A 17,387-nucleotide genomic window follows, 5' to 3' on the forward strand; every position below is an offset into this window, starting at 1 on the left:
GCGTTTTTTTATTGCGCCCGGGTCTGCTTTTCTCCGGAGACGCATTTATCCAAAACGAAAAAAACCCCCGCCACAATCAGCTCCTCCGTCGTTGACAGCCAAATCTTTTCAATCAGTTTATCCGTCGTATACGCGGTCATCCAGAGGAACAGCAGCTGAACGGTGCTGGCTAAAAGGAGAAAAGGCAGCCTGCCCGTCCCAAAAAAGGTAAAGCTATGTATCATCAGCCGCTCAAGCGGTTCAAAACATAAACCGAGAAGAATAAAAAGCACGGAAAAAAGCAGGACGTACGCCATCGATCCGTAGCTCGTCCCGGCTAATGAAAATACGGCCATCATCACGATGAAATACCCGAATAATACGGCAGCGGCTGCCAGGGCATACCGGAGCACCTGAAGAAAAAACATTTTCGTCCCGTTTTGATTGATCATCTGTTCAGCTCCTTTTCACACAGAGGAGACTTGCAGAGACGGAACTCTGCAAGCCGGTGTGTATCTTCAGCATTTCTTTTTGACGACAGGGTGTTTCTCTTTCGAAAGAATATCCGTAAAGTCTTTGCCCAGATCCAGATGCTGCTGGACGAATTTCTCAGGAAGCATGGCAAGCCATTGGTTCAGGGACACATCGGCATAGTGGTCATCCTTGAAGATTTCCAGGAAGACGAGCGGCTCATCTCCCAAATTCTCCACATAGTGGCCCATTGCGAACGGAACGTAACCGACATCCCCGGCCTGATAGTTAAATGTTCTTGCATGGCCGTCCGATGCAAAAACCGTCATCCGCCCTTTACCGGAAATATAATACTGCCATTCATGCGTGTTCGGATGCCAGTGCAGCTCTCTCATTGCGCCCGGTTCGACCACGACAAGCGCTGAAGCGATCGTTTTGGACACTTTGAAGTTTGTGGAATCCGCGATATATACTTTGCCGCCATCCGTCTCAGCAGTCGGACCTTCATCCAGCAGGCGGTAAGTGAACGGATAAGGCACTTCACCGTTCGGGCCTTCCACAATGTCATCTTTCAGCTTCCCGGGAACCGGCTCTTCAAAGATATATTTTTCTTTCCCGGGCAGGCCGGCGAGGTCTTTTTCTGAAACCCCGAAGTTGCTGGCAATGACATCAAGCGGTGTGTGGGCAAGCCAGTCAGTCACTTGGAATGTGCTGTTTTCTGAGAAAGAACCGTCATCAAAAACCAAGAGGAATTCACAGCCTTCTTTCAGCGCCTGAATGGAGTGCGGCAGGCCTGACGGGAAGTACCACAGATCTCCTTCCTTCACGTCATCGATAAAACTGCGTCCCTGTTCATCAACAATCGTGACCCGCGCTTTGCCCGTCAGCATATATGCCCATTCCGCTTCTTTATGCCAGTGCAGCTCACGGATGGCGCCCGGTTTTAAACGCATGTTGACAGATGCCAGATTCTCAGAAATCGGCAGCTCGCGAACGGTCACCTCACGCGCGTATCCGCCCTTTTCCAGCCGGTTGTGCACATCTGAGAAAGAGAATTTCATATTATCCACTGTGCCGTGATCCGTTTCCGGCGGCGTCAGCATATCCGGATTTTGGCGGTCTCTTTCAAGGTTGCGCGGAATCGTGACGGTCGCCCCTTTGTCTCCTCTGATCGGCTGCGGGATATTGCAGTTGTTTTCTTTTGACATGTAAATCGTCTCCTCTCAAGCTTTGTTTTTTCAGAAAGAGAATGTGAAAGGCCTTTCGTTTTCCCTTCTGCTTTGTTAAGTGATGCGTTCCGATGAAAAGTCAACTTCGTGTGAAAATTAATTTTTCATTTTCTGATCTTTCAGTTCCGTCATCAGTTCGATCAGGGCGTCAAACTTCTTCTCAAACCGTGTGAGAAGATACATGGCAATCAGAGCCGGAAAGCCGAGATTGCCGAGCTGTCTGACCGCTTCTTCTATAAAAACCTGATCCATTATCAGCCACCTCCTGACTTGACCTGCAGTCATGTATATAAGTGAAAGAAAGAGCGGCTCCTGTAAACCTGATATCCCGGTTGAGGGTCTTTTTTTTGTTCCGGCAAATCCGGGACATAAGGAGTGCGGAATCTTAGTCGGAAAGGAGTAGTTTACTTTTTTTTGCTTTCTTTCATTTAATTTAAATAGGGGGCGGTTTTATGGACTATCAAGTTCTTTTACGGTCAAAATGCAAGGAAATTATGAAACATCCGATCGTTAAACATTTTTTAAGTGACCCAAAGCATTACGAGAAATTTAAAAATGTGCTGGAACATTCAGACGAGAAGGATGCAAAATCACTGGACGACCATTTTAAACAGTTTTATAAGGAAATCCGGATCATCAAATATATGAACTCTATGATCCGGATTTTCTCCATCGATTTTGACAAGCGCATCCGTAAAAATCAGAAGCGCTATCCGCTGACGGTGGATCAGCCGGAGGGAGGTGAAGCGCTTCCCTATGAAATGGGAAAAGATGCGTATGAAGAGTTTCTGCGGAAGCAGGGGGATTTGAGCCAGCATGTCCAAAACCGTGATTTATACGAAGCGCTTCAGACGTTAACCGATAAACAAAAAAGCGTGCTGACGAATATTTATCTTCACGGAGCGACGATGAAGGAGATTGCCGAGTCGCTGGGTGAATCACGGCAGAACATTTCCAATATTCATAAAAAAGGGCTCGACAATCTCAGAAAGCAGCTGGACAAGCAAAAAAAGGGGGAAAATAAGCAGTGAACGGGCCATTTGACTTCAACAAAGAGAACACAGATACCGACGAAATGGAGCTTTTGATTTCGCGTTTTTCGCCAATGATAAAAAAAAAACTGAGCAATACATCATACCAGGAAAGAGAAGATCTTGAACAAGAATTGAAGATTAAGATCGTTGAAAAAGCGGACATGCTGTTATGCCAGGAAGTGCCGGGTTTTTGGGAATTTATACTTCATCTTATAAATGAAAGCTCCTGACAAAAGCGGCGGAATGATGGATATTCCGCTCTGACAACGTGAGAAAAACGAGAAGAGATGTCCGGTCTCGTTTTTCTTTTCTGTTTCCCCGCAAGACCTCCGCACTAAAAAGGTACCAAATCTTATCCATATAATGATATGATGAAAAAAACAAAGAGAAAGGAACGTCCAAGGTGGAAAATGCGTCAATTTTAATTGTAGACGATGAGAAGGCGATCGTTGATATGGTCAAACGCGTTCTCGTCAAAGAAGGCTATCACAACATTAAGACAGCCGGAAGCGCTGAGGAAGCGATCGAGTTTGTTAAACATGAAACCGCGGATCTGCTCGTGCTGGATGTGATGATGGAAGGCATGTCCGGTTTTGAAGCATGCACCGAAATCCGGAACTATACCGACGCTCCGATCTTTTTTCTGACCGCCCGTTCTTCTGATGCGGATAAGCTGTCAGGATTTGCATTGGGAGCTGACGATTATATAACAAAGCCGTTTAATCCGCTCGAATTGGCGGCGCGGATCAGAGCGACGTTAAAGAGAACCTATAAGCGCGAAGAGAAAACGGCGGTAAAGACGTATTCATACAGTCATTTTTCCTATTCACCGCAAAACGCCGAGCTGATCGTCGGGGGAGAGCCCGTCAGCTGCTCCGCACAGCTTCTGCAATTGCTTCAATATTTCTGTGAACACCCTGATGTGGTGCTCTCAAAAGATCAGATCTATGAAAAAGTATGGGGATATCCGTCTTACGGCGACAACAACACCGTCATGGTGCATATCCGCAAGCTCAGAGAAAAAATTGAAAAAGACCCCAGCAATCCGTCTTATATTGTAACGGTGCGCGGCCTCGGTTATCGGTTTATTCCCGATCAAGGAGAAAAAGGAACCCGCTCATGAGAATGCGCGGAAAATTTCTGCTCCACTTTTTCGGACAGCTGCTGCTTGTCATCCTGCTGATGTCCGTTTTGGCCGTCGCTTCTTTCTTCTATTTGGATTGGCGTTTCAGCGAAGCGGAAGCCAATGCGGGACTGACCAAAGCGACCGCGGACTCGTTTGAAGCGTGGCTTGATAAAAATGAAGACGGCACATGGGATGTCGATGAGTTTTTAAAGATGTCGGTCCGAAAGCAGAAGGGCTGGCTGCAGATCATTAATGACAATGAAAAAACGGACTACGCGTACAGAGTGCCGAAAGACGTCCCGAGCCATTACAGCAGAAAAGATCTCTTATCCATTTACCAGTACCGGAATTTTGACAACTACAAGCTGAATTACTGGACGGTCACGATAAATGATGAGACCTATTTGATTCTGTTCGGCTGGAAATCCGCCAGTGAGCAGCTTCTCACTTACATCGAATCACAGGAGCCATCCCTTGCTTCCCTTTCTCAATATAAAAAAAGCACGGTTGATTATATTAAACGGGAAAAAGGGGCGGTCTACCTTCTCGAAGACAGAGGCAGACTGCTCGGGGATATCAACAGCACGAAAAAAGAACGGAACACCGTCAATGAGCTTGAATTGCTGAAATACAGTTCCAAGCCGTGGAATTACAAACGGGAAATTTCTTTTAAAAGACTAGATAAAACGAAATGGATGGTCGCGTCGGTGCCGAACCCCGTGTACATCCCCGATCACGAGTTTAACAAATCATTTTTGAGAAATGTGATGAAAACCCTCTTCCTCTTGATCGGAATCTTAGTATTTATGATCTGCATCTTGACCATCTGGTACTCTTTCCGTTTCGGCTGGCCGCTGTTTCATACCATCAAATGGCTTGTCAATTTATCAAAGGGCCGGCTTGAAGAGCCGAAGAACCGCAAAGGACAGCCGGTCAGCAAAAACAAAAAAGGCAAAACAAAACAGCCGTTCCGCTTTTTCGCCGAGATTTTCGAATCGATGGATCAGCTGACAGACACGCTGAAGCGGGATAAGAAAAACAGAGAAAAAATCCAGGCGACAAGGGAAGAATGGATCGCCGGGCTGAGCCATGACTTAAAAACCCCGCTGAGCACGATTTACGGCTACAGCATGATGCTCGAATCGCAGCAATACGACTGGACCCCGGAAGAAGTCAAAGAAATGGGACAGATCGTCCGGGAAAAATCAGAATATATGTCCAAGCTGATTGAGGACTTAAACTTAACATACCGCCTCAAAAACGCGGCCCTCCCGATCGAACGGCGGCTTATCAACGTCGTGCCGTTTATCAGAAACGTCACGAACGATTTCACGAAAAACACGTTCTCGGAAGGCTATGACATCGCCTTTGAAACCAAAAAGGAAGACATTCTTTTCGCCATTGATGAAGCGTGGTTCCGCCGTATTCTGGAGAATCTGCTGGCAAACGCGGTTAAGCATAATAAGAAAGGGACCGCCATTCGGGTCGTGCTTGAGGAATCAGCCGAACAGCTCATTCTGAAAGTGAAAGATAACGGAAGAGGAATGGACGATGAAACGATTCACCAGCTGTTTAACCGTTATTACCGGGGAACGAATACGAAGGGACCGTCAGAAGGAACGGGACTCGGACTCGCCATTGCCAAGGAGCTGGTACACCTTCATAACGGAACCATCCATGTCAACAGCAGAATCAGCGCCGGAACGGTGATTACGATTCTTTTTAAAAAAGATTAAGTTTGGACGCCGCTTTGTCGGGAATAACAATAGAAGACTGACAAGCAAAAGAGGTGTTCACATATGGAAGCAGCATTACGAGCAGATACGAGAGCAGTTATCGGAGAAGGCCCTTTATGGGACAAGGATAAGCAATGCCTGTACTGGGTGGATATACTGGGCAGCCAGCTGCATATCTTCACTCCGGCTGACGGAATCAACCGCTCCGTTAAATTCAAATCATTTGTCACGGCTCTGGCCTTATATTCAAAGGAAGAGCTGGTGATGACGATGAAAGACGGGTTTTACCTGTACAATCTTCGGGAAGACACATTGACGAAGATGAAGCAGCCGAAAGACATGCGGGAAGATATCCGTTTCAATGACGCAAAATGCGACCCGTCCGGCAGATTATGGGCGGGAACGACGAGCATGGAAGGCAAAGAAGAGGAGGCTTCGCTGTACCGTCTGAATACGGACGGCAGCCTTGCCAAAATAAAAGACCAGGTCTCCACCTCGAACGGTTTGGATTGGGATCGGGACCGAAACCTGATGTACTATATCGATACTCCGACGCAGGAAATCGTCTGTTATTCATATGATCCTGAAACCGGAGCCGTATCAGATCCGAAAACGGTCTACCGCTTTCCGGAGTCGCAAGGATCTCCCGACGGAATGACCATTGACCGTGACGGAATGCTGTGGGTGGCTCTGTTCGGAGGCGGCCGTGCCGTCCGGATTGACCCGTTTTTGCATAAGGAAATTGCATCTATCGAAGTTCCGGCGAAATACGTCACCTGCTGCGCGTTCGGAGGCAGAGACTTGAACACGTTATACATTACGACCGCGACGGAAAAATTGACGGAAGCCGAAAGACTTGAGCAGCCGCATGCGGGCGGCCTGTTTTCAGCAGAGCTTGAGACGGGCGGCTGGGAGCCGGTTCCGTTTGCAGGCATGGTGTAAAAAAAAGCCCTGGCATATGGGGAAGTTCCCATTGTGCCGGGCTTTTTTGTGTTAAATGGAGCGGATGATGCCGCCTTCAACCCGCTGTGCGGTGCCATTAATGGCAGAAGCCGCTGATGAAGCGAGAAATACAATCGTATTGGCGACTTCTTCCGGGGTTGCATAGCGCTGAATCAAAGATGTCGGCTCATTCACTTTAAAATAATCCCGGACGAAGCTGTCTGTGTCTTCTCCGGCAGCCTTTGCGGCTCCTTCCATGTAAGAAGCGACGCCTTCGGTCCATGTCGGTCCCGGCAGCACGGAGTTGACCGTGACATTTGTGCCTTTCGTCATTTCCGCCATTCCCCGGGACAAGCTGATTAACGCCGTTTTCGTCATTGAATACGGAATCATTTGCGCAAGCGGTTTGACACCGGCTTCACTGGAGATGTTCAGAATCCGTCCGCTGTTTCTCTCGAGCATTTGCGGCAGAAAACGCCGGCACAGGCGCACGGCGCTCATAACATTCACTTCAAAATACCGGGTCCATTCGTCATCAGATACCTCAGCGAAGTCTTTTACTTCAAAAAAACCGAGATTATTGACGAGAATATCGACTTCCCCGATTACACCTGCGCGCTTGATCAAGTCATCCGCCTCATCCTGACGCGATAAATCCGCAGCGATGCCGTGGACCGTTCCGTAAGCGGAAAGCTCCTCAACCGTCCGTTCCACAGTTTCTTTTTTTCTTCCGTTTATAATCACCTCGGCGCCTTCGGCTAAAAAGCTTTTTGCCGCGGCTTTTCCGATGCCTGAGGTTGATCCTGTAATCAACACGAGCTTTCGTTCAAGCTGTAATTCCATGATAATCCTCCTTTTTACACCATTGTGTAACAGTATACATGATGAATTTTAGTGTGTACGAACAATTTGCTTTCATGCAAAAAGGCCGGATATACAAGCCTTAAAGACTTATAGTATAATTACTGCGAAAAAAGGATACGAATGTCAAAGAGACAATCGTTTACCATAATCAGGGGGAGTTAAAAGAATGAAGAAGATCACTGCCGTCTGGGCGGCGCTCTTGGTCACCGCCTTTGTGATCGCCGGCTGTTCCGGCGCACAGGAAGAAGGAAGCGCGGCCAAACAAAAAGCTGTCTCAACCGAAGCATTCCCGGTAACCATTAAGGATGCCGCGAACGAAAAAGTAACCATAAAGCAGGCACCGGAAAAAATCGTTTCCCTCATGCCGAGCAATACGGAAATTACATACGCGCTCGGACTGGGAGATAAGGTCGCAGGCGTTACGACAAATGATACATATCCGAAAGAAGCGGTAAAAAAACCGAAAGTCGGAGATATGAATGTGAACGCTGAAAAAGTCATCGCGCTGAAGCCGGATCTCGTGCTTGCCCACGCGTCCTCTATGTCCGCTTCCGCCGATGCGATGAAGCAGCTGAAAGATGCGGGCATCACCGTCTTAACGGTCAATGATGCGCAATCGTTCCAAGACGTGTACAAATCAATCAGCATGATCGGAAAAGCGGCCGGCAAAGAAAAGCAGGCGGATAAGCTGATCAAATCGATGAAATCCGACCTTTCCGGCATAGAAAAGAAAGCGGCGGCCATTTCTGAAAAAGACGAAAAGAAAGTATTCGTCGAAGTGTCTCCTGACGGCTACACGACGGGGAAAGGCACGTTTATGAACGAAATGCTTAAAGATATACACGCGAAAAATGCTGCCGGCAGCCAGACCGGCTGGGTGCAATTGACGGATGAAGCGATTGTCAAAATGAATCCGGACGTCATCATTACGACAGACGGCGTAAAGGCCGCTGAAGTGGAAAAACGCGCCGGCTGGGGTACCGTCAATGCGGTCAAACACCACAATGTCTATTCTGTTGATCCCGACCTTGTCACACGCTCAGGCCCGCGCCTTGTCAAAGGGGTCGAGAAGCTTGCAGAAAGCGTTTATCCTGAAACGTTTAAAAAGTAACCGGCCGCTGGCCTACACGGTCAGCCTGCTGTTTTTAGCCGTTTGTACGGCACTCGGCATTTCAATCGGCAGTCTGCATATTCCTTTATCCGACGTTTTTTGGATCGGGATCGGCCGGACATCCTCGGCTGACCCTATGAATGTAAATATTATGATGAATATCCGCCTGCCGAGAGTCGTTCTGGCTGCTCTTGTCGGAGCCGCGTTATCCATTGCGGGAGCGGCGTTTCAGGGACTTCTGAAAAATCCGCTCGCCGACCCTTATACACTCGGGATATCTTCGGGAGCCTCGGTGGGAGCCGTTATCACCTTGTTTTTCGGCATTCAGATTCCCGTCATCGGCCGGTTCACACTACCGGTTGTCAGCATCGCCGCAGCCATTGCGGTCATGGCGGCGGTTCTGTTTTTCAGCCGCCTCGTTCATGCGTCGATGTCGGTTTCGACGCTCATTTTGACAGGCATCATCATGAATTCTTTTCTCGGGGCTCTCATATCGCTTGTGATCGCTTTAACGGGCAATGATCTGCTCCCGATTGTCCGCTGGCTGTTAGGAAGCGTGTCAATGAGGGGCTGGGGCTATGTCGCGCTGTTTCTGCCTTTTTTTCTGGCCGGGACGGCGCTTCTGCTTATCAATGGCAGAGAATTAAACATTATGACTTATGGAGAAGAAAAGGCAAGGCTGTTAGGCGTCAGTACGGGAAAAAGAAAATGGCTGATGATCGCCGCCGGATCTCTGCTGACGGGAGGAGCGGTTGCCGTCTCGGGGACGATCGGATTTGTCGGCCTTGTCATTCCCCACGTGACACGGCTTTTATGGGGAACGGATCATCGCCATTTACTGCCGCTGTCAGCATTGACGGGCGCCGGTTTTCTCATTTTGGCGGATTTGTTTTCCCGCACCGTCATTGAGCCTGTCGAATTGCCGATCGGCATTATGACGGCTTTGGCGGGAGCGCCTGTGTTTGCCTTGATTCTGCTTCGCCAGCATCATGGAGGGAAACGCTTATGATCAGGGTGAGCAGCCTGTCCGGCGGGTACGGAGGCCGGATGATTGTGGAAGATGTCAGCTTTACCGCCGGAAAAGGTGAATTTGTCGGCATACTCGGTCCGAACGGCTCGGGAAAAACAACGCTGATGAAATTGCTGACGGGAATGCTCTCTCCGTCAAAAGGCGAGGCGCTCGTCGCAGGCAGGCCCGTCGGCGGATACAAGCCGCGGGAGCTTGCGAAAATCATGGCCGTTTTGCCGCAGCATACGGAGCAAGCCTTTACATTTTCCGTTAAGGAAACAGTGTCCTTCGGCAGATATCCGTATCAAAAAGGACTCTTCAGACAGATGGATCAACATGATGACGAAGACATTGTCCGGGAAGCGATGGAAATGACGGGCATCGACCGATATGCGCAGCAATCCGTCCGCAATCTGAGCGGCGGGGAGCGGCAGCGCGTCTTTCTGGCGCAGGCGCTGGCTCAGCAGCCTGAGGTGCTGTGTCTGGATGAGCCGACGACCTTTCTTGATCTCAAATATCAGAAAGACCTGCTTGATACGGTGAAGCGGTTGACGAGAGAAAGAGGCCTGACGGTCATCAGTATTTTTCACGACCTAAACGCCGCAGGCCAATATTGTGATCAGCTCCTGATGATGAAAGACGGACGCGCTTTTCCGAAGCAGACGCCGGATCAGGCTTTGAAAAAAGAGACGATTGAAGACATTTACGGCATCACCGTCAGCGCTGTTGCCCAGCAATCGTCACCGAAACCGCTGATCGCTTTCATGCCGGAAGCGCAGGAGGAAAGAGAGCCTGTCAACGTTCCGTTCGCCTCTCTGATAAACAAAAGCGGAAATACCGTAACGCTTCATACAGAACGGCCGTTCAGAATGTTGTCAACCGCATCTGACGGCCCGGGCTTTTCGTGGAGCCGCCGGCTTTCCGGCTCAGCGGCCGCTGGTTTGATCTGCCGTACGTTTGATTCGGTCACAATTGCCGTGACTGCGCAGCATACCGTTTGGGTGCTGATCAGCGGACGTTTATCGGAACAGGGATTTGTACGGCTGTTAACGGCAGCGGCTGAAGCGAGAATGCAGGCTCTTTCCGGCAGACAGGCAAAAGGCGACATTGTCATTTGCGCCTTGCAGACAGGAGAGGCGATGGATGTCCCTCACGCGGAAAGAGCCGTCAGAAGAGGAACCGCGGCATGTGTAAAAGCGGCGGAAGAAGGAGGAATACAACGATGAAGCTGTATACGAAAACCGGTGATAAAGGACAGACAAGCCTGATCGGCGGCAGAACGGATAAAGACAGTCTGCGGGTTGAAAGCTACGGGACGATTGATGAGCTGAACAGCTTTATCGGGCTTGCGCTTGCGGAGCTTGATGATTGTGAGAATTGCGGTGATGTGAAAGCCGAACTCCGAAACATTCAGCATGAGCTGTTTGACTGCGGCGGCGACTTGGCGACGGTCACTGAACATAGAAGCTATACATTAAGAGAGACATCTATTTCCGCATTGGAGGACTGCATAGACCGTTACACGGCTGAAGCGCCCCCGCTTGAGAAATTTATTCTTCCGGGCGGGCATAAGGCGGCTGCTCAGCTTCACATCGCGCGGACCGTCACGAGACGGGCTGAGCGTCTCATCGTGAAACTCGGCAAAACAGAAGAGATAAATGATACGGTGATGCGTTACTTGAACCGCCTGTCTGATTATTTTTTCGCGGCGGCAAGAGCAGTTAACGCAAGACAGGGCGTTCAGGATATAGAGTATGAAAGAAGCGCCGCGGTATTCCGTGATGATGAATAATGTTTTGTTCAGCCGGCAGCAGCAAGCCGGCTGTTTTTTTTATAGAGATATCCATCAATTGAACCTTTATTGACAGGAGGAAAATGTATCTTATGCATTATTGACTGAAAAATTAAAAAATGAGATATTATAAGAAACATTGTAAAATAATGGGGGATTTGATAGATGGATACATATAATAAGAGCGAGAGCATCTGGAATAAAAATTTCACCCTTCTGTTTATCTCAAGGCTGGTTAAATTGTCAGGCGACGGTTTTGCCTTTAATTCCATTCTGTGGTTTTTGATTTTTGACGGGGAAGGCGCGATCGGCACGTCCCTGCTCATTGCGGTCACGTTCCTTCCGGAGGCGATGCTGGCGCCGATTACCGGGCCTTTTATGAAGCAGCATACGCTGAAATTCTGGATGTATTTCTCCGACCTGACGCGCGCGGCGGTCGTGTTGATCATTCCGGTCTGTTACTTTAACGGTTTTTCTCCTTTATGGTTTGTCATGCTTCTCATGATTGTGCATTCAGCCACGGGAGCCGCTTATAATCCTGCATCTATCTCATTGATCCCCAATATTGTCAGAGAAAACAGCCTGCAGAAAGCGAATGCGGTCATCCAGTCATCAGGCCAGATCGTCAGGCTTGCCGCCATTACGCTGAGCGGGGTGTTCTTAACATTTATCAGTCCCGCTTATTCTTTGTTTATCGCTCTTATATTCTATCTTCTATCAGGTTTTCTCGTACTCTTTATGTCATACCAAGTCCAGCATGCCAAACAGGATACAGTCGCCGTCAGACAGCGCGGGACGTATTTCGGAAGGCTCAAACGGGGTTTCGTTCTTGTCAGGAAACACCAGATTTTATACCCGCTCGCCATCTATTGTATCTTCATGAATTTTGCGGCCGCTCCGTGGGAGGCGCTCTCTGCCGTTTATGTCGCCGAAGATTTAAACATGCCGCCGATCATCTACTCGCTTTTGAAAGCGACAGGCACGGGCGGAGCCTTTTTAATGGGTTTTATTTTGGCTAAGGTGAAGGTGAACAAATACGGTCTCCTGTTTGTGTCAGCGGGAATCATAGAAGGAGCGGCATTTTTCATCACCGGCCTCAACACTTTTCTGCCGCTCGTCTTCCTCGCCGCGTTTGCGTTCGGATCTGCCGTCAGCGCGATTAATGTGCCGGAATATACGATTATTCAGACGTCTGTGGACCATGATGACCAGCCGCAAGTCTATGCCGTCATCCATATGATCTCAAACATATCCATTCCGCTCGGCGCGGTTCTTTGCGGATACGCGGCTAACGCCTTCGGTCCCGGAAAAGTCATTGCCGCCGGCGGTCTCGTTGAAGTCCTGTCCGGTCTCGGAATATTGTTCTTTACGAAGCTGGCCAAAGCCGAACGCTCAGATCTCATCAGGGAAAAAGAAGCGAGCATCAGAATATAGATTTTTCGTGAAACGCCCTGTGCCGTCCGGTGCAGCGGCGTTTTTTTATGCGAAGGTCCGGGGGCTTATACGACTCCGGTCTGATATGAAAATCAATCTCTGACTCGTTTTGCCGGCCGCGGGATTTGTTTATAGTAAAGACAAGGAAAACGAAAGGAGGATCTGCATGAATATAAATGGCAAAACGGCAGGCGGCTTTCTGCTGATGGTGTTCGGACTTTCTGTCTTTTTCGGAGGAGGCCATTTCGCATTTATCATCCCGCTGGCGATCGGAGGCCTGATGCTTTACTGGGGAATCAAACGTTTTTCAAAAGGCCGGGCGGTATCGGGTATCATCGCGGGCGTCATCGGAGCTATGATTCTCGTCGGTTCTCTTCCATTTATCGTTGCGATCGGACTGGCCGGCGCCATGGTGTATTTCGGGTGGAAGATGATGAAGCAGGGCGGCTCAGATACCGCTTCCCGCCAGTATGAACCGGAAGCGGCATCACCGGGCTATCAATCCGGATTTGACTCTGAATGGGAAGAATTTCTGAAGAAAAAATAAGGAGGAAGACAAAATGGTCTTAAAAAGAATAAGAAATATGTTCGTCGCATCTGTTAACGAAGGGCTTGATAAATTAGAAAATCCGAAAGTCATGCTGAATCAATATGTGCGTGATATGGAAAGTGACATCGCTAAGGCGAAACAAACGATTGTCAAACAGCATACGATCGTCCATCAGTTTAAGAAAAAACAGGAAGACGCCTCCGAAACGGCGGCAAAACGGAAAAACCAAGCTCAGCTTGCTTTTGACGCCGGGGAAGAGGAGCTGGCGAAAAAGGCGCTGACTGAAATGAAATACCTTGAGGGAAAAGCGGCTGAACATGAAAAAGCGTATGAGCAGGCGAAAACACAGCTGGCAGAGCTGAAAGAGCAGCTGGAAACTTTAGAAACGCGCCTCCGCGACGTAAAGGATAAAAAACAGGCGCTCATCGCCCGCGCGAACGCGGCAAATGCGAAGGAACATATGAACGCTTCTTTCGACAAAATTGACAGCGAAAGCGCCTACAGAGAGTTCCTTCGAATGGAAAGCCGCATTGAAGAAATGGAAGTCCGCGTCAAATACGGCACTTCAGCTGAGGCGAACACAGAATACAGCCGCTCCCAATATTCAGACGAGGTGGAAGCTGAGATTGAAAAAATGCGCTCGCTTTCTCTGGAAAAAACAGAGCGTCAAAAAGCGGCTCATGAATAATGTGCACAAGGGAAGATCGGCGCGTTTACGCCTCTTCCCTATACGCACGTATCAATTATCCGGCTTTTCCTTTATAATAAAATGAATGAAAAAGGATGGAACGTAATGAAGCGTAAGATTGCCAAAGGACTGATGGCGGCGTCCGTTCTGATCTGCTGTCTGTTTTTGGTGAAAGAAGTGTTTGCCGGGCGTTTTTTTCCGCTGTGCGAAACAGAAGCGGAATCGGCAAGCATACCGCCGCGTGCCGTCAACAGCCTGTCGGTTTCATCGGAACAGACGGATGTGAAAATCATCGCGGAAGCGCGGAATGATATCGCAGCAAACATGGCGGGACCGGCGGGGAAAATGTTTGTCCAAAGCAGGGGAAAGACCCTCAATCTCAAAGCGAAGGAGAAAGGGTTCCAATTTCTGAATCTCTTTCAGCGCCCTCTGCTGATTGTCCGCATACCGTACGATTATCATCGGGACATCACCGTCCATACGTCAAGCGGCAGCATTGCCGTCGACGGAAACAAGGGGCTGTCTCTTGCGCACCTCGGCGTCCGTTCTGTAAGCGGGAACATGTCGCTGAAGCACGTGAAGACGGATGTGTTTGAAGCGAAGGGGCTGTCGGGCAATCTCACAGCAGCAGGCCTTGCGGCAAAAACGGGGGCTGTCCGCTTATCCTCGGGACATGTCGGGCTTCAACATGTGTCGGGCGCCCTTGACGTGCGGGTCGCTTCCGGCAGTGTCGACGCCTCGCTTGAGACGGCGGATGCTCCCGTATCCGTCAGGCTTGCGAGCGGCAGCGCAGCGATCACCCTGCCGAAAGACGGAAGTTTTACGGTGAACGCCGAGACGGCAAGCGGAAGGATCCGGCCGTCTTATTCCTTTGAGAAAACGAGTAAGGAAGGCGGGGCATTTACCGGCATGAAAGGCAGCGGCGCCAGGCCGATTGATATAAAAGTGACGAGCGGCAATATTGCACTGCAATAGTCAAGGAAAGGAGGGGCAAGCAGCTGATGGCAAAAAAACAGATTCTCGGACTTATCATCGCCTTATTAGGCGTCAGCATGTTTTTGCGTATTATCGGCATCGGCGACTTCTTGTTTTGGCCGCTCTTTTTTCTGATCACAGGTTATATTTTTAATAAATATTCCCGCGGCTGGCTCGGCTCCGTCCTGTATATCTTCGCCGCTTTTTTATTTTTGAGGAACCTGTTCAGCGCCACCTTTAACCTGTTCGGCTATGCCTTCGCCGCCTTTCTCATATACGCGGGCTACAGGCTCCTGAAAGGAAAGCGCGTGTATGAACATAAAGAGAAGAAAATCAATCTTGAAAAAGAAGAGCAGCCAAAGCCTTCCGCCCAGACGGAAAGCAGACAGCCGGACCTCCGCAGCTTTTTTATCGGCGAGCTCCGGATGATGAAGGACCCGTTTGAGCTGAATGATTTAAATGTTTCCGGATTCATCGGCGATGTGAAAATTGATTTGTCAAAAGCGATGATTCCCGAAGGAGAAAGCACGATGACCATCAGCGGTGTCATCGGCAATGTCGATGTGTACGTCCCGCCGGATATCGAAGTGTCCGTCAGTTCATCGGCTTTTATCGGCGATATGAACCTGCTCGGCTCTAAGAAAAGCGGCATGAGCCCGAATCTGTATAAAGTATCGTCTGAGTACGGCGACTCGCCGCGGCGGATTAAAATTTCAATTTCGTTATTCATCGGCGATGTGGATGTGAAGTATTTATGAGGAAAAAATTACTCGCCAATATTCAGTGGCGCGCCATGCGGATGACCGCGGGGCTCAGTCTGCTCCTTTGCGCGGTGTTTATTACGCTGATGCTGCTGTATTACGGGCTTGACCCGATGCTGCTGTTTTCTTCCGGCTGGTTCGGTATTCCGTTTGTGGTCATCCTGCTTCTGGCGTCACTTTCGGCCGGATTGATTTCCGGTTATGTATACGGAGGCCGCCTGAAAACAAGAATGGATACACTGATTGAAGCGGTTTTGAAATTTGAAAACGGCAATTTCGCTTATCGGGTGCCGCCGCTCGGCGATGATGAAATCGGTCTGGCGGCAGATCAGCTCAACGAAATGGCCAAGCGGGTCGAGCTCCAGGTCACATCGCTGCAAAAGCTCTCCAACGAGCGGGCGGAATGGCAGGATCAAATGAAAAAATCGGTCATCACTGAAGAACGCCAGCGGCTGGCGCGCGATCTGCACGATGCCGTCAGCCAGCAGCTCTTTGCTATTTCTATGATGACATCCGCCGTCTTAGAGCAGGTGAAAGATGCGGATGACAAAATCGTCAAACGGATTCGCATGGTTGAACATATGGCGGGGGAAGCGCAAAACGAGATGAGAGCGCTGCTATTGCATCTGCGGCCCGTCACTTTAGAAGGAAAAGGCTTAAAAGAAGGGCTGATTGAGCTGTTAAAAGAGTTCAAAGCGAAGCAGCCGCTGGATATTGAGTGGGACATCAGCGATACGGGCGTGTCAAAAGGCGTTGAAGACCATCTGTTCCGCATCGTGCAGGAGGCGCTTTCCAACGTTTTCAGACATTCAAAGGCGACCAAGGTCACCGTTAGACTCGGCGCGAAACATCAAAAGCTGCAGCTTAAAGTCATTGATAACGGGGCGGGTTTTACGATGGATCAAGTGAAAGCATCCTCATACGGCCTGCATTCCATCAAGGAAAGAGCGAGTGAAATCGGCGGCATAGCGGAAATTATCTCCGTAAAGGGAAAAGGTACGCAGATCGACGTGAAAGTCCCGATTTATCAGAAAACAAAAGGAGAGAACGACAGTGATTCGAGTGTTACTGATTGATGATCATGAGATGGTCAGGATGGGTCTGGCCGCATTTTTAGAAGCGCAGCCGGACATTGAAGTCGCCGGTGAAGCATCAGACGGGCAGCAGGGCGTCGATCTGGCCGCAGAGCTTTTGCCGGATGTGATTTTAATGGACCTTGTCATGGACGGCATGGACGGCATCGAAGCGACAAAACAGATCTGCGCGAAACTCAATGACCCGAAAATCATCGTGCTGACGAGCTTTATTGATGACGACAAAGTGTATCCGGTGATCGAAGCGGGAGCGCTCAGCTATTTGCTGAAAACGTCCAAGGCGGCAGAAATAGCCGAAGCCATCAGAGCGGCTGCCAAGGGCGAACCGAAGCTTGAATCGAAAGTGGCGGGAAAAGTGCTGTCAAGGCTGCGCCATTCAGAGAATCAGCTTCCGCATGAAACGCTGACGAAAAGAGAACTGGAAATCCTCTGTCTCGTCGCGGAAGGCAAGACGAATAAAGAGATTGGTGAAGAGCTCTTCATTACGATTAAAACGGTGAAAACCCACATTACGAATATATTGTCAAAGCTTGATGTCAGTGACCGCACGCAGGCAGCCGTATATGCCCACCGCAATCATCTCGTGACATAA

Annotated in this window: 20 protein-coding genes; 16 read left to right on the top strand and 4 right to left on the bottom strand. The window is 49.4% G+C overall.

Annotated features, from left to right (window positions below; all coding sequences use genetic code 11):
- Positions 1-8: 8 nt before the first annotated feature.
- The 3 genes from SB24_RS13545 to SB24_RS19675 all read right to left on the bottom strand — a co-directional run bounded on the left by SB24_RS13545 (position 9) and on the right by SB24_RS19675 (position 1,931).
- Positions 9-431: a YrvL family regulatory protein gene (locus tag SB24_RS13545; protein WP_039253891.1), complete on the bottom strand. Its 423-nt coding sequence runs from the start codon at positions 429-431 to the stop codon at positions 9-11.
- Positions 432-497: 66 nt separating this feature from the next.
- Positions 498-1,658, bottom strand: coding sequence for an oxalate decarboxylase family bicupin (locus tag SB24_RS13550; protein WP_012118420.1), 1,161 nt, complete (start codon positions 1,656-1,658; stop codon positions 498-500).
- A gap of 117 nt (positions 1,659-1,775) precedes the next feature.
- Positions 1,776-1,931 carry a YvrJ family protein gene (locus tag SB24_RS19675; protein WP_007410044.1) on the bottom strand — a complete coding sequence of 52 codons (156 nt, stop codon included), beginning with the start codon at positions 1,929-1,931 and terminating at the stop codon, positions 1,776-1,778.
- A 242-nt stretch (positions 1,932-2,173) separates the two neighbouring features.
- Between SB24_RS19675 and SB24_RS13555 the strand changes: the two genes are divergently transcribed.
- The 5 genes from SB24_RS13555 (at position 2,174) to SB24_RS13575 (ending at position 6,517) form a co-directional block, all read left to right on the top strand.
- Complete coding sequence (locus SB24_RS13555; protein WP_087920805.1) at positions 2,174-2,710, top strand: sigma-70 family RNA polymerase sigma factor; 537 nt, start codon at positions 2,174-2,176, stop codon at positions 2,708-2,710.
- 44 nt (positions 2,711-2,754) lie between these two features.
- Complete coding sequence (gene rsoA, locus SB24_RS13560) at positions 2,755-2,943, top strand: sigma-O factor regulator RsoA (RefSeq protein ID WP_178092050.1); 189 nt, start codon at positions 2,755-2,757, stop codon at positions 2,941-2,943.
- Between the two features lie 173 nt (positions 2,944-3,116).
- The gene (locus tag SB24_RS13565) at positions 3,117-3,836 is read left to right on the top strand and encodes a response regulator transcription factor (protein ID WP_003151779.1); all 720 of its coding nucleotides are present in this window, start codon (positions 3,117-3,119) and stop codon (positions 3,834-3,836) included.
- A complete protein-coding gene (locus tag SB24_RS13570) occupies positions 3,833-5,575 on the top strand; it encodes a HAMP domain-containing sensor histidine kinase (RefSeq protein WP_031378360.1) in 1,743 nt (580 codons plus the stop codon). Before SB24_RS13565 ends, SB24_RS13570 begins: the two co-directional genes overlap by 4 nt.
- A 63-nt stretch (positions 5,576-5,638) precedes the next feature.
- A complete protein-coding gene (locus tag SB24_RS13575; RefSeq protein ID WP_039253895.1) occupies positions 5,639-6,517 on the top strand; it encodes an SMP-30/gluconolactonase/LRE family protein in 879 nt (292 codons plus the stop codon).
- 51 nt (positions 6,518-6,568) lie between these two features.
- Here SB24_RS13575 and SB24_RS13580 read toward each other — a convergent pair whose 3' ends face one another.
- Positions 6,569-7,360, bottom strand: coding sequence for an SDR family NAD(P)-dependent oxidoreductase (locus tag SB24_RS13580; protein ID WP_007410049.1), 792 nt, complete (start codon positions 7,358-7,360; stop codon positions 6,569-6,571).
- A gap of 187 nt (positions 7,361-7,547) precedes the next feature.
- Here SB24_RS13580 and SB24_RS13585 point away from each other — a divergent pair, with 187 nt between their 5' ends.
- From SB24_RS13585 to SB24_RS13635, 11 genes are all read left to right on the top strand, one after another.
- Entirely contained in the window at positions 7,548-8,492 is a 945-nt protein-coding gene (locus tag SB24_RS13585) for an ABC transporter substrate-binding protein (protein ID WP_039253898.1), read from the top strand.
- Positions 8,455-9,501 (top strand): FecCD family ABC transporter permease, encoded by a 1,047-nt coding sequence (locus SB24_RS13590; protein ID WP_039253900.1) that lies wholly within the window; start codon positions 8,455-8,457, stop codon positions 9,499-9,501. Before SB24_RS13585 ends, SB24_RS13590 begins: the two co-directional genes overlap by 38 nt.
- Positions 9,498-10,727 carry an ABC transporter ATP-binding protein gene (locus SB24_RS13595; protein WP_039253903.1) on the top strand — a complete coding sequence of 410 codons (1,230 nt, stop codon included), beginning with the start codon at positions 9,498-9,500 and terminating at the stop codon, positions 10,725-10,727. The genes SB24_RS13590 and SB24_RS13595 overlap by 4 nt, the downstream gene beginning before the upstream one ends.
- A complete protein-coding gene (locus SB24_RS13600; protein ID WP_007410054.1) occupies positions 10,724-11,293 on the top strand; it encodes a cob(I)yrinic acid a,c-diamide adenosyltransferase in 570 nt (189 codons plus the stop codon). The genes SB24_RS13595 and SB24_RS13600 overlap by 4 nt, the downstream gene beginning before the upstream one ends.
- A gap of 165 nt (positions 11,294-11,458) precedes the next feature.
- Entirely contained in the window at positions 11,459-12,727 is a 1,269-nt protein-coding gene (locus SB24_RS13605; protein WP_007410055.1) for an MFS transporter, read from the top strand.
- A gap of 166 nt (positions 12,728-12,893) precedes the next feature.
- Positions 12,894-13,274: a protein liaI gene (locus tag SB24_RS13610; RefSeq protein WP_033574863.1), complete on the top strand. Its 381-nt coding sequence runs from the start codon at positions 12,894-12,896 to the stop codon at positions 13,272-13,274.
- Positions 13,275-13,287: 13 nt separating this feature from the next.
- On the top strand, positions 13,288-13,965 hold the full coding sequence (liaH, locus tag SB24_RS13615) for a stress responsive protein LiaH (RefSeq protein ID WP_007410057.1): 678 nt from the start codon (positions 13,288-13,290) through the stop codon (positions 13,963-13,965).
- Positions 13,966-14,070: 105 nt separating this feature from the next.
- Positions 14,071-14,940 (top strand): LiaG family protein, encoded by an 870-nt coding sequence (liaG, locus tag SB24_RS13620; protein WP_033574864.1) that lies wholly within the window; start codon positions 14,071-14,073, stop codon positions 14,938-14,940.
- Positions 14,941-14,966: 26 nt separating this feature from the next.
- Positions 14,967-15,698 carry a cell wall-active antibiotics response protein LiaF gene (gene liaF / locus SB24_RS13625; protein WP_003151794.1) on the top strand — a complete coding sequence of 244 codons (732 nt, stop codon included), beginning with the start codon at positions 14,967-14,969 and terminating at the stop codon, positions 15,696-15,698.
- Entirely contained in the window at positions 15,695-16,777 is a 1,083-nt protein-coding gene (gene liaS, locus SB24_RS13630; RefSeq protein ID WP_003151796.1) for a two-component system sensor histidine kinase LiaS, read from the top strand. Before liaF ends, liaS begins: the two co-directional genes overlap by 4 nt.
- On the top strand, positions 16,755-17,387 hold the full coding sequence (locus SB24_RS13635) for a two-component system response regulator LiaR (protein WP_003151798.1): 633 nt from the start codon (positions 16,755-16,757) through the stop codon (positions 17,385-17,387). Before liaS ends, SB24_RS13635 begins: the two co-directional genes overlap by 23 nt.

The sequence above is a fragment of the Bacillus sp. Pc3 genome (assembly GCF_000815145.1).
Lineage (GTDB): Bacteria > Bacillota > Bacilli > Bacillales > Bacillaceae > Bacillus > Bacillus velezensis.

What these genes read in the sequence shown, in the direction of transcription:
- SB24_RS13545 (WP_039253891.1), bottom strand. Translation starts at nt 431, where the DNA reads ATGATCAATCAAAACGGGACGAAAATGTTTTTTCTTCAGGTGCTCCGG.
- SB24_RS13550 (WP_012118420.1), bottom strand. Translation starts at nt 1,658, where the DNA reads ATGTCAAAAGAAAACAACTGCAATATCCCGCAGCCGATCAGAGGAGAC.
- SB24_RS19675 (WP_007410044.1), bottom strand. Translation starts at nt 1,931, where the DNA reads ATGGATCAGGTTTTTATAGAAGAAGCGGTCAGACAGCTCGGCAATCTC.
- SB24_RS13555 (WP_087920805.1), top strand. Translation starts at nt 2,174, where the DNA reads ATGAAACATCCGATCGTTAAACATTTTTTAAGTGACCCAAAGCATTAC.
- rsoA (WP_178092050.1), top strand. Translation starts at nt 2,755, where the DNA reads ATGGAGCTTTTGATTTCGCGTTTTTCGCCAATGATAAAAAAAAAACTG.
- SB24_RS13570 (WP_031378360.1), top strand. Translation starts at nt 3,833, where the DNA reads ATGAGAATGCGCGGAAAATTTCTGCTCCACTTTTTCGGACAGCTGCTG.
- SB24_RS13575 (WP_039253895.1), top strand. Translation starts at nt 5,639, where the DNA reads ATGGAAGCAGCATTACGAGCAGATACGAGAGCAGTTATCGGAGAAGGC.
- SB24_RS13580 (WP_007410049.1), bottom strand. Translation starts at nt 7,360, where the DNA reads ATGGAATTACAGCTTGAACGAAAGCTCGTGTTGATTACAGGATCAACC.
- SB24_RS13585 (WP_039253898.1), top strand. Translation starts at nt 7,548, where the DNA reads ATGAAGAAGATCACTGCCGTCTGGGCGGCGCTCTTGGTCACCGCCTTT.
- SB24_RS13595 (WP_039253903.1), top strand. Translation starts at nt 9,498, where the DNA reads ATGATCAGGGTGAGCAGCCTGTCCGGCGGGTACGGAGGCCGGATGATT.
- SB24_RS13600 (WP_007410054.1), top strand. Translation starts at nt 10,724, where the DNA reads ATGAAGCTGTATACGAAAACCGGTGATAAAGGACAGACAAGCCTGATC.
- SB24_RS13605 (WP_007410055.1), top strand. Translation starts at nt 11,459, where the DNA reads ATGGATACATATAATAAGAGCGAGAGCATCTGGAATAAAAATTTCACC.
- SB24_RS13610 (WP_033574863.1), top strand. Translation starts at nt 12,894, where the DNA reads ATGAATATAAATGGCAAAACGGCAGGCGGCTTTCTGCTGATGGTGTTC.
- liaH (WP_007410057.1), top strand. Translation starts at nt 13,288, where the DNA reads ATGGTCTTAAAAAGAATAAGAAATATGTTCGTCGCATCTGTTAACGAA.
- liaG (WP_033574864.1), top strand. Translation starts at nt 14,071, where the DNA reads ATGAAGCGTAAGATTGCCAAAGGACTGATGGCGGCGTCCGTTCTGATC.
- liaF (WP_003151794.1), top strand. Translation starts at nt 14,967, where the DNA reads ATGGCAAAAAAACAGATTCTCGGACTTATCATCGCCTTATTAGGCGTC.
- liaS (WP_003151796.1), top strand. Translation starts at nt 15,695, where the DNA reads ATGAGGAAAAAATTACTCGCCAATATTCAGTGGCGCGCCATGCGGATG.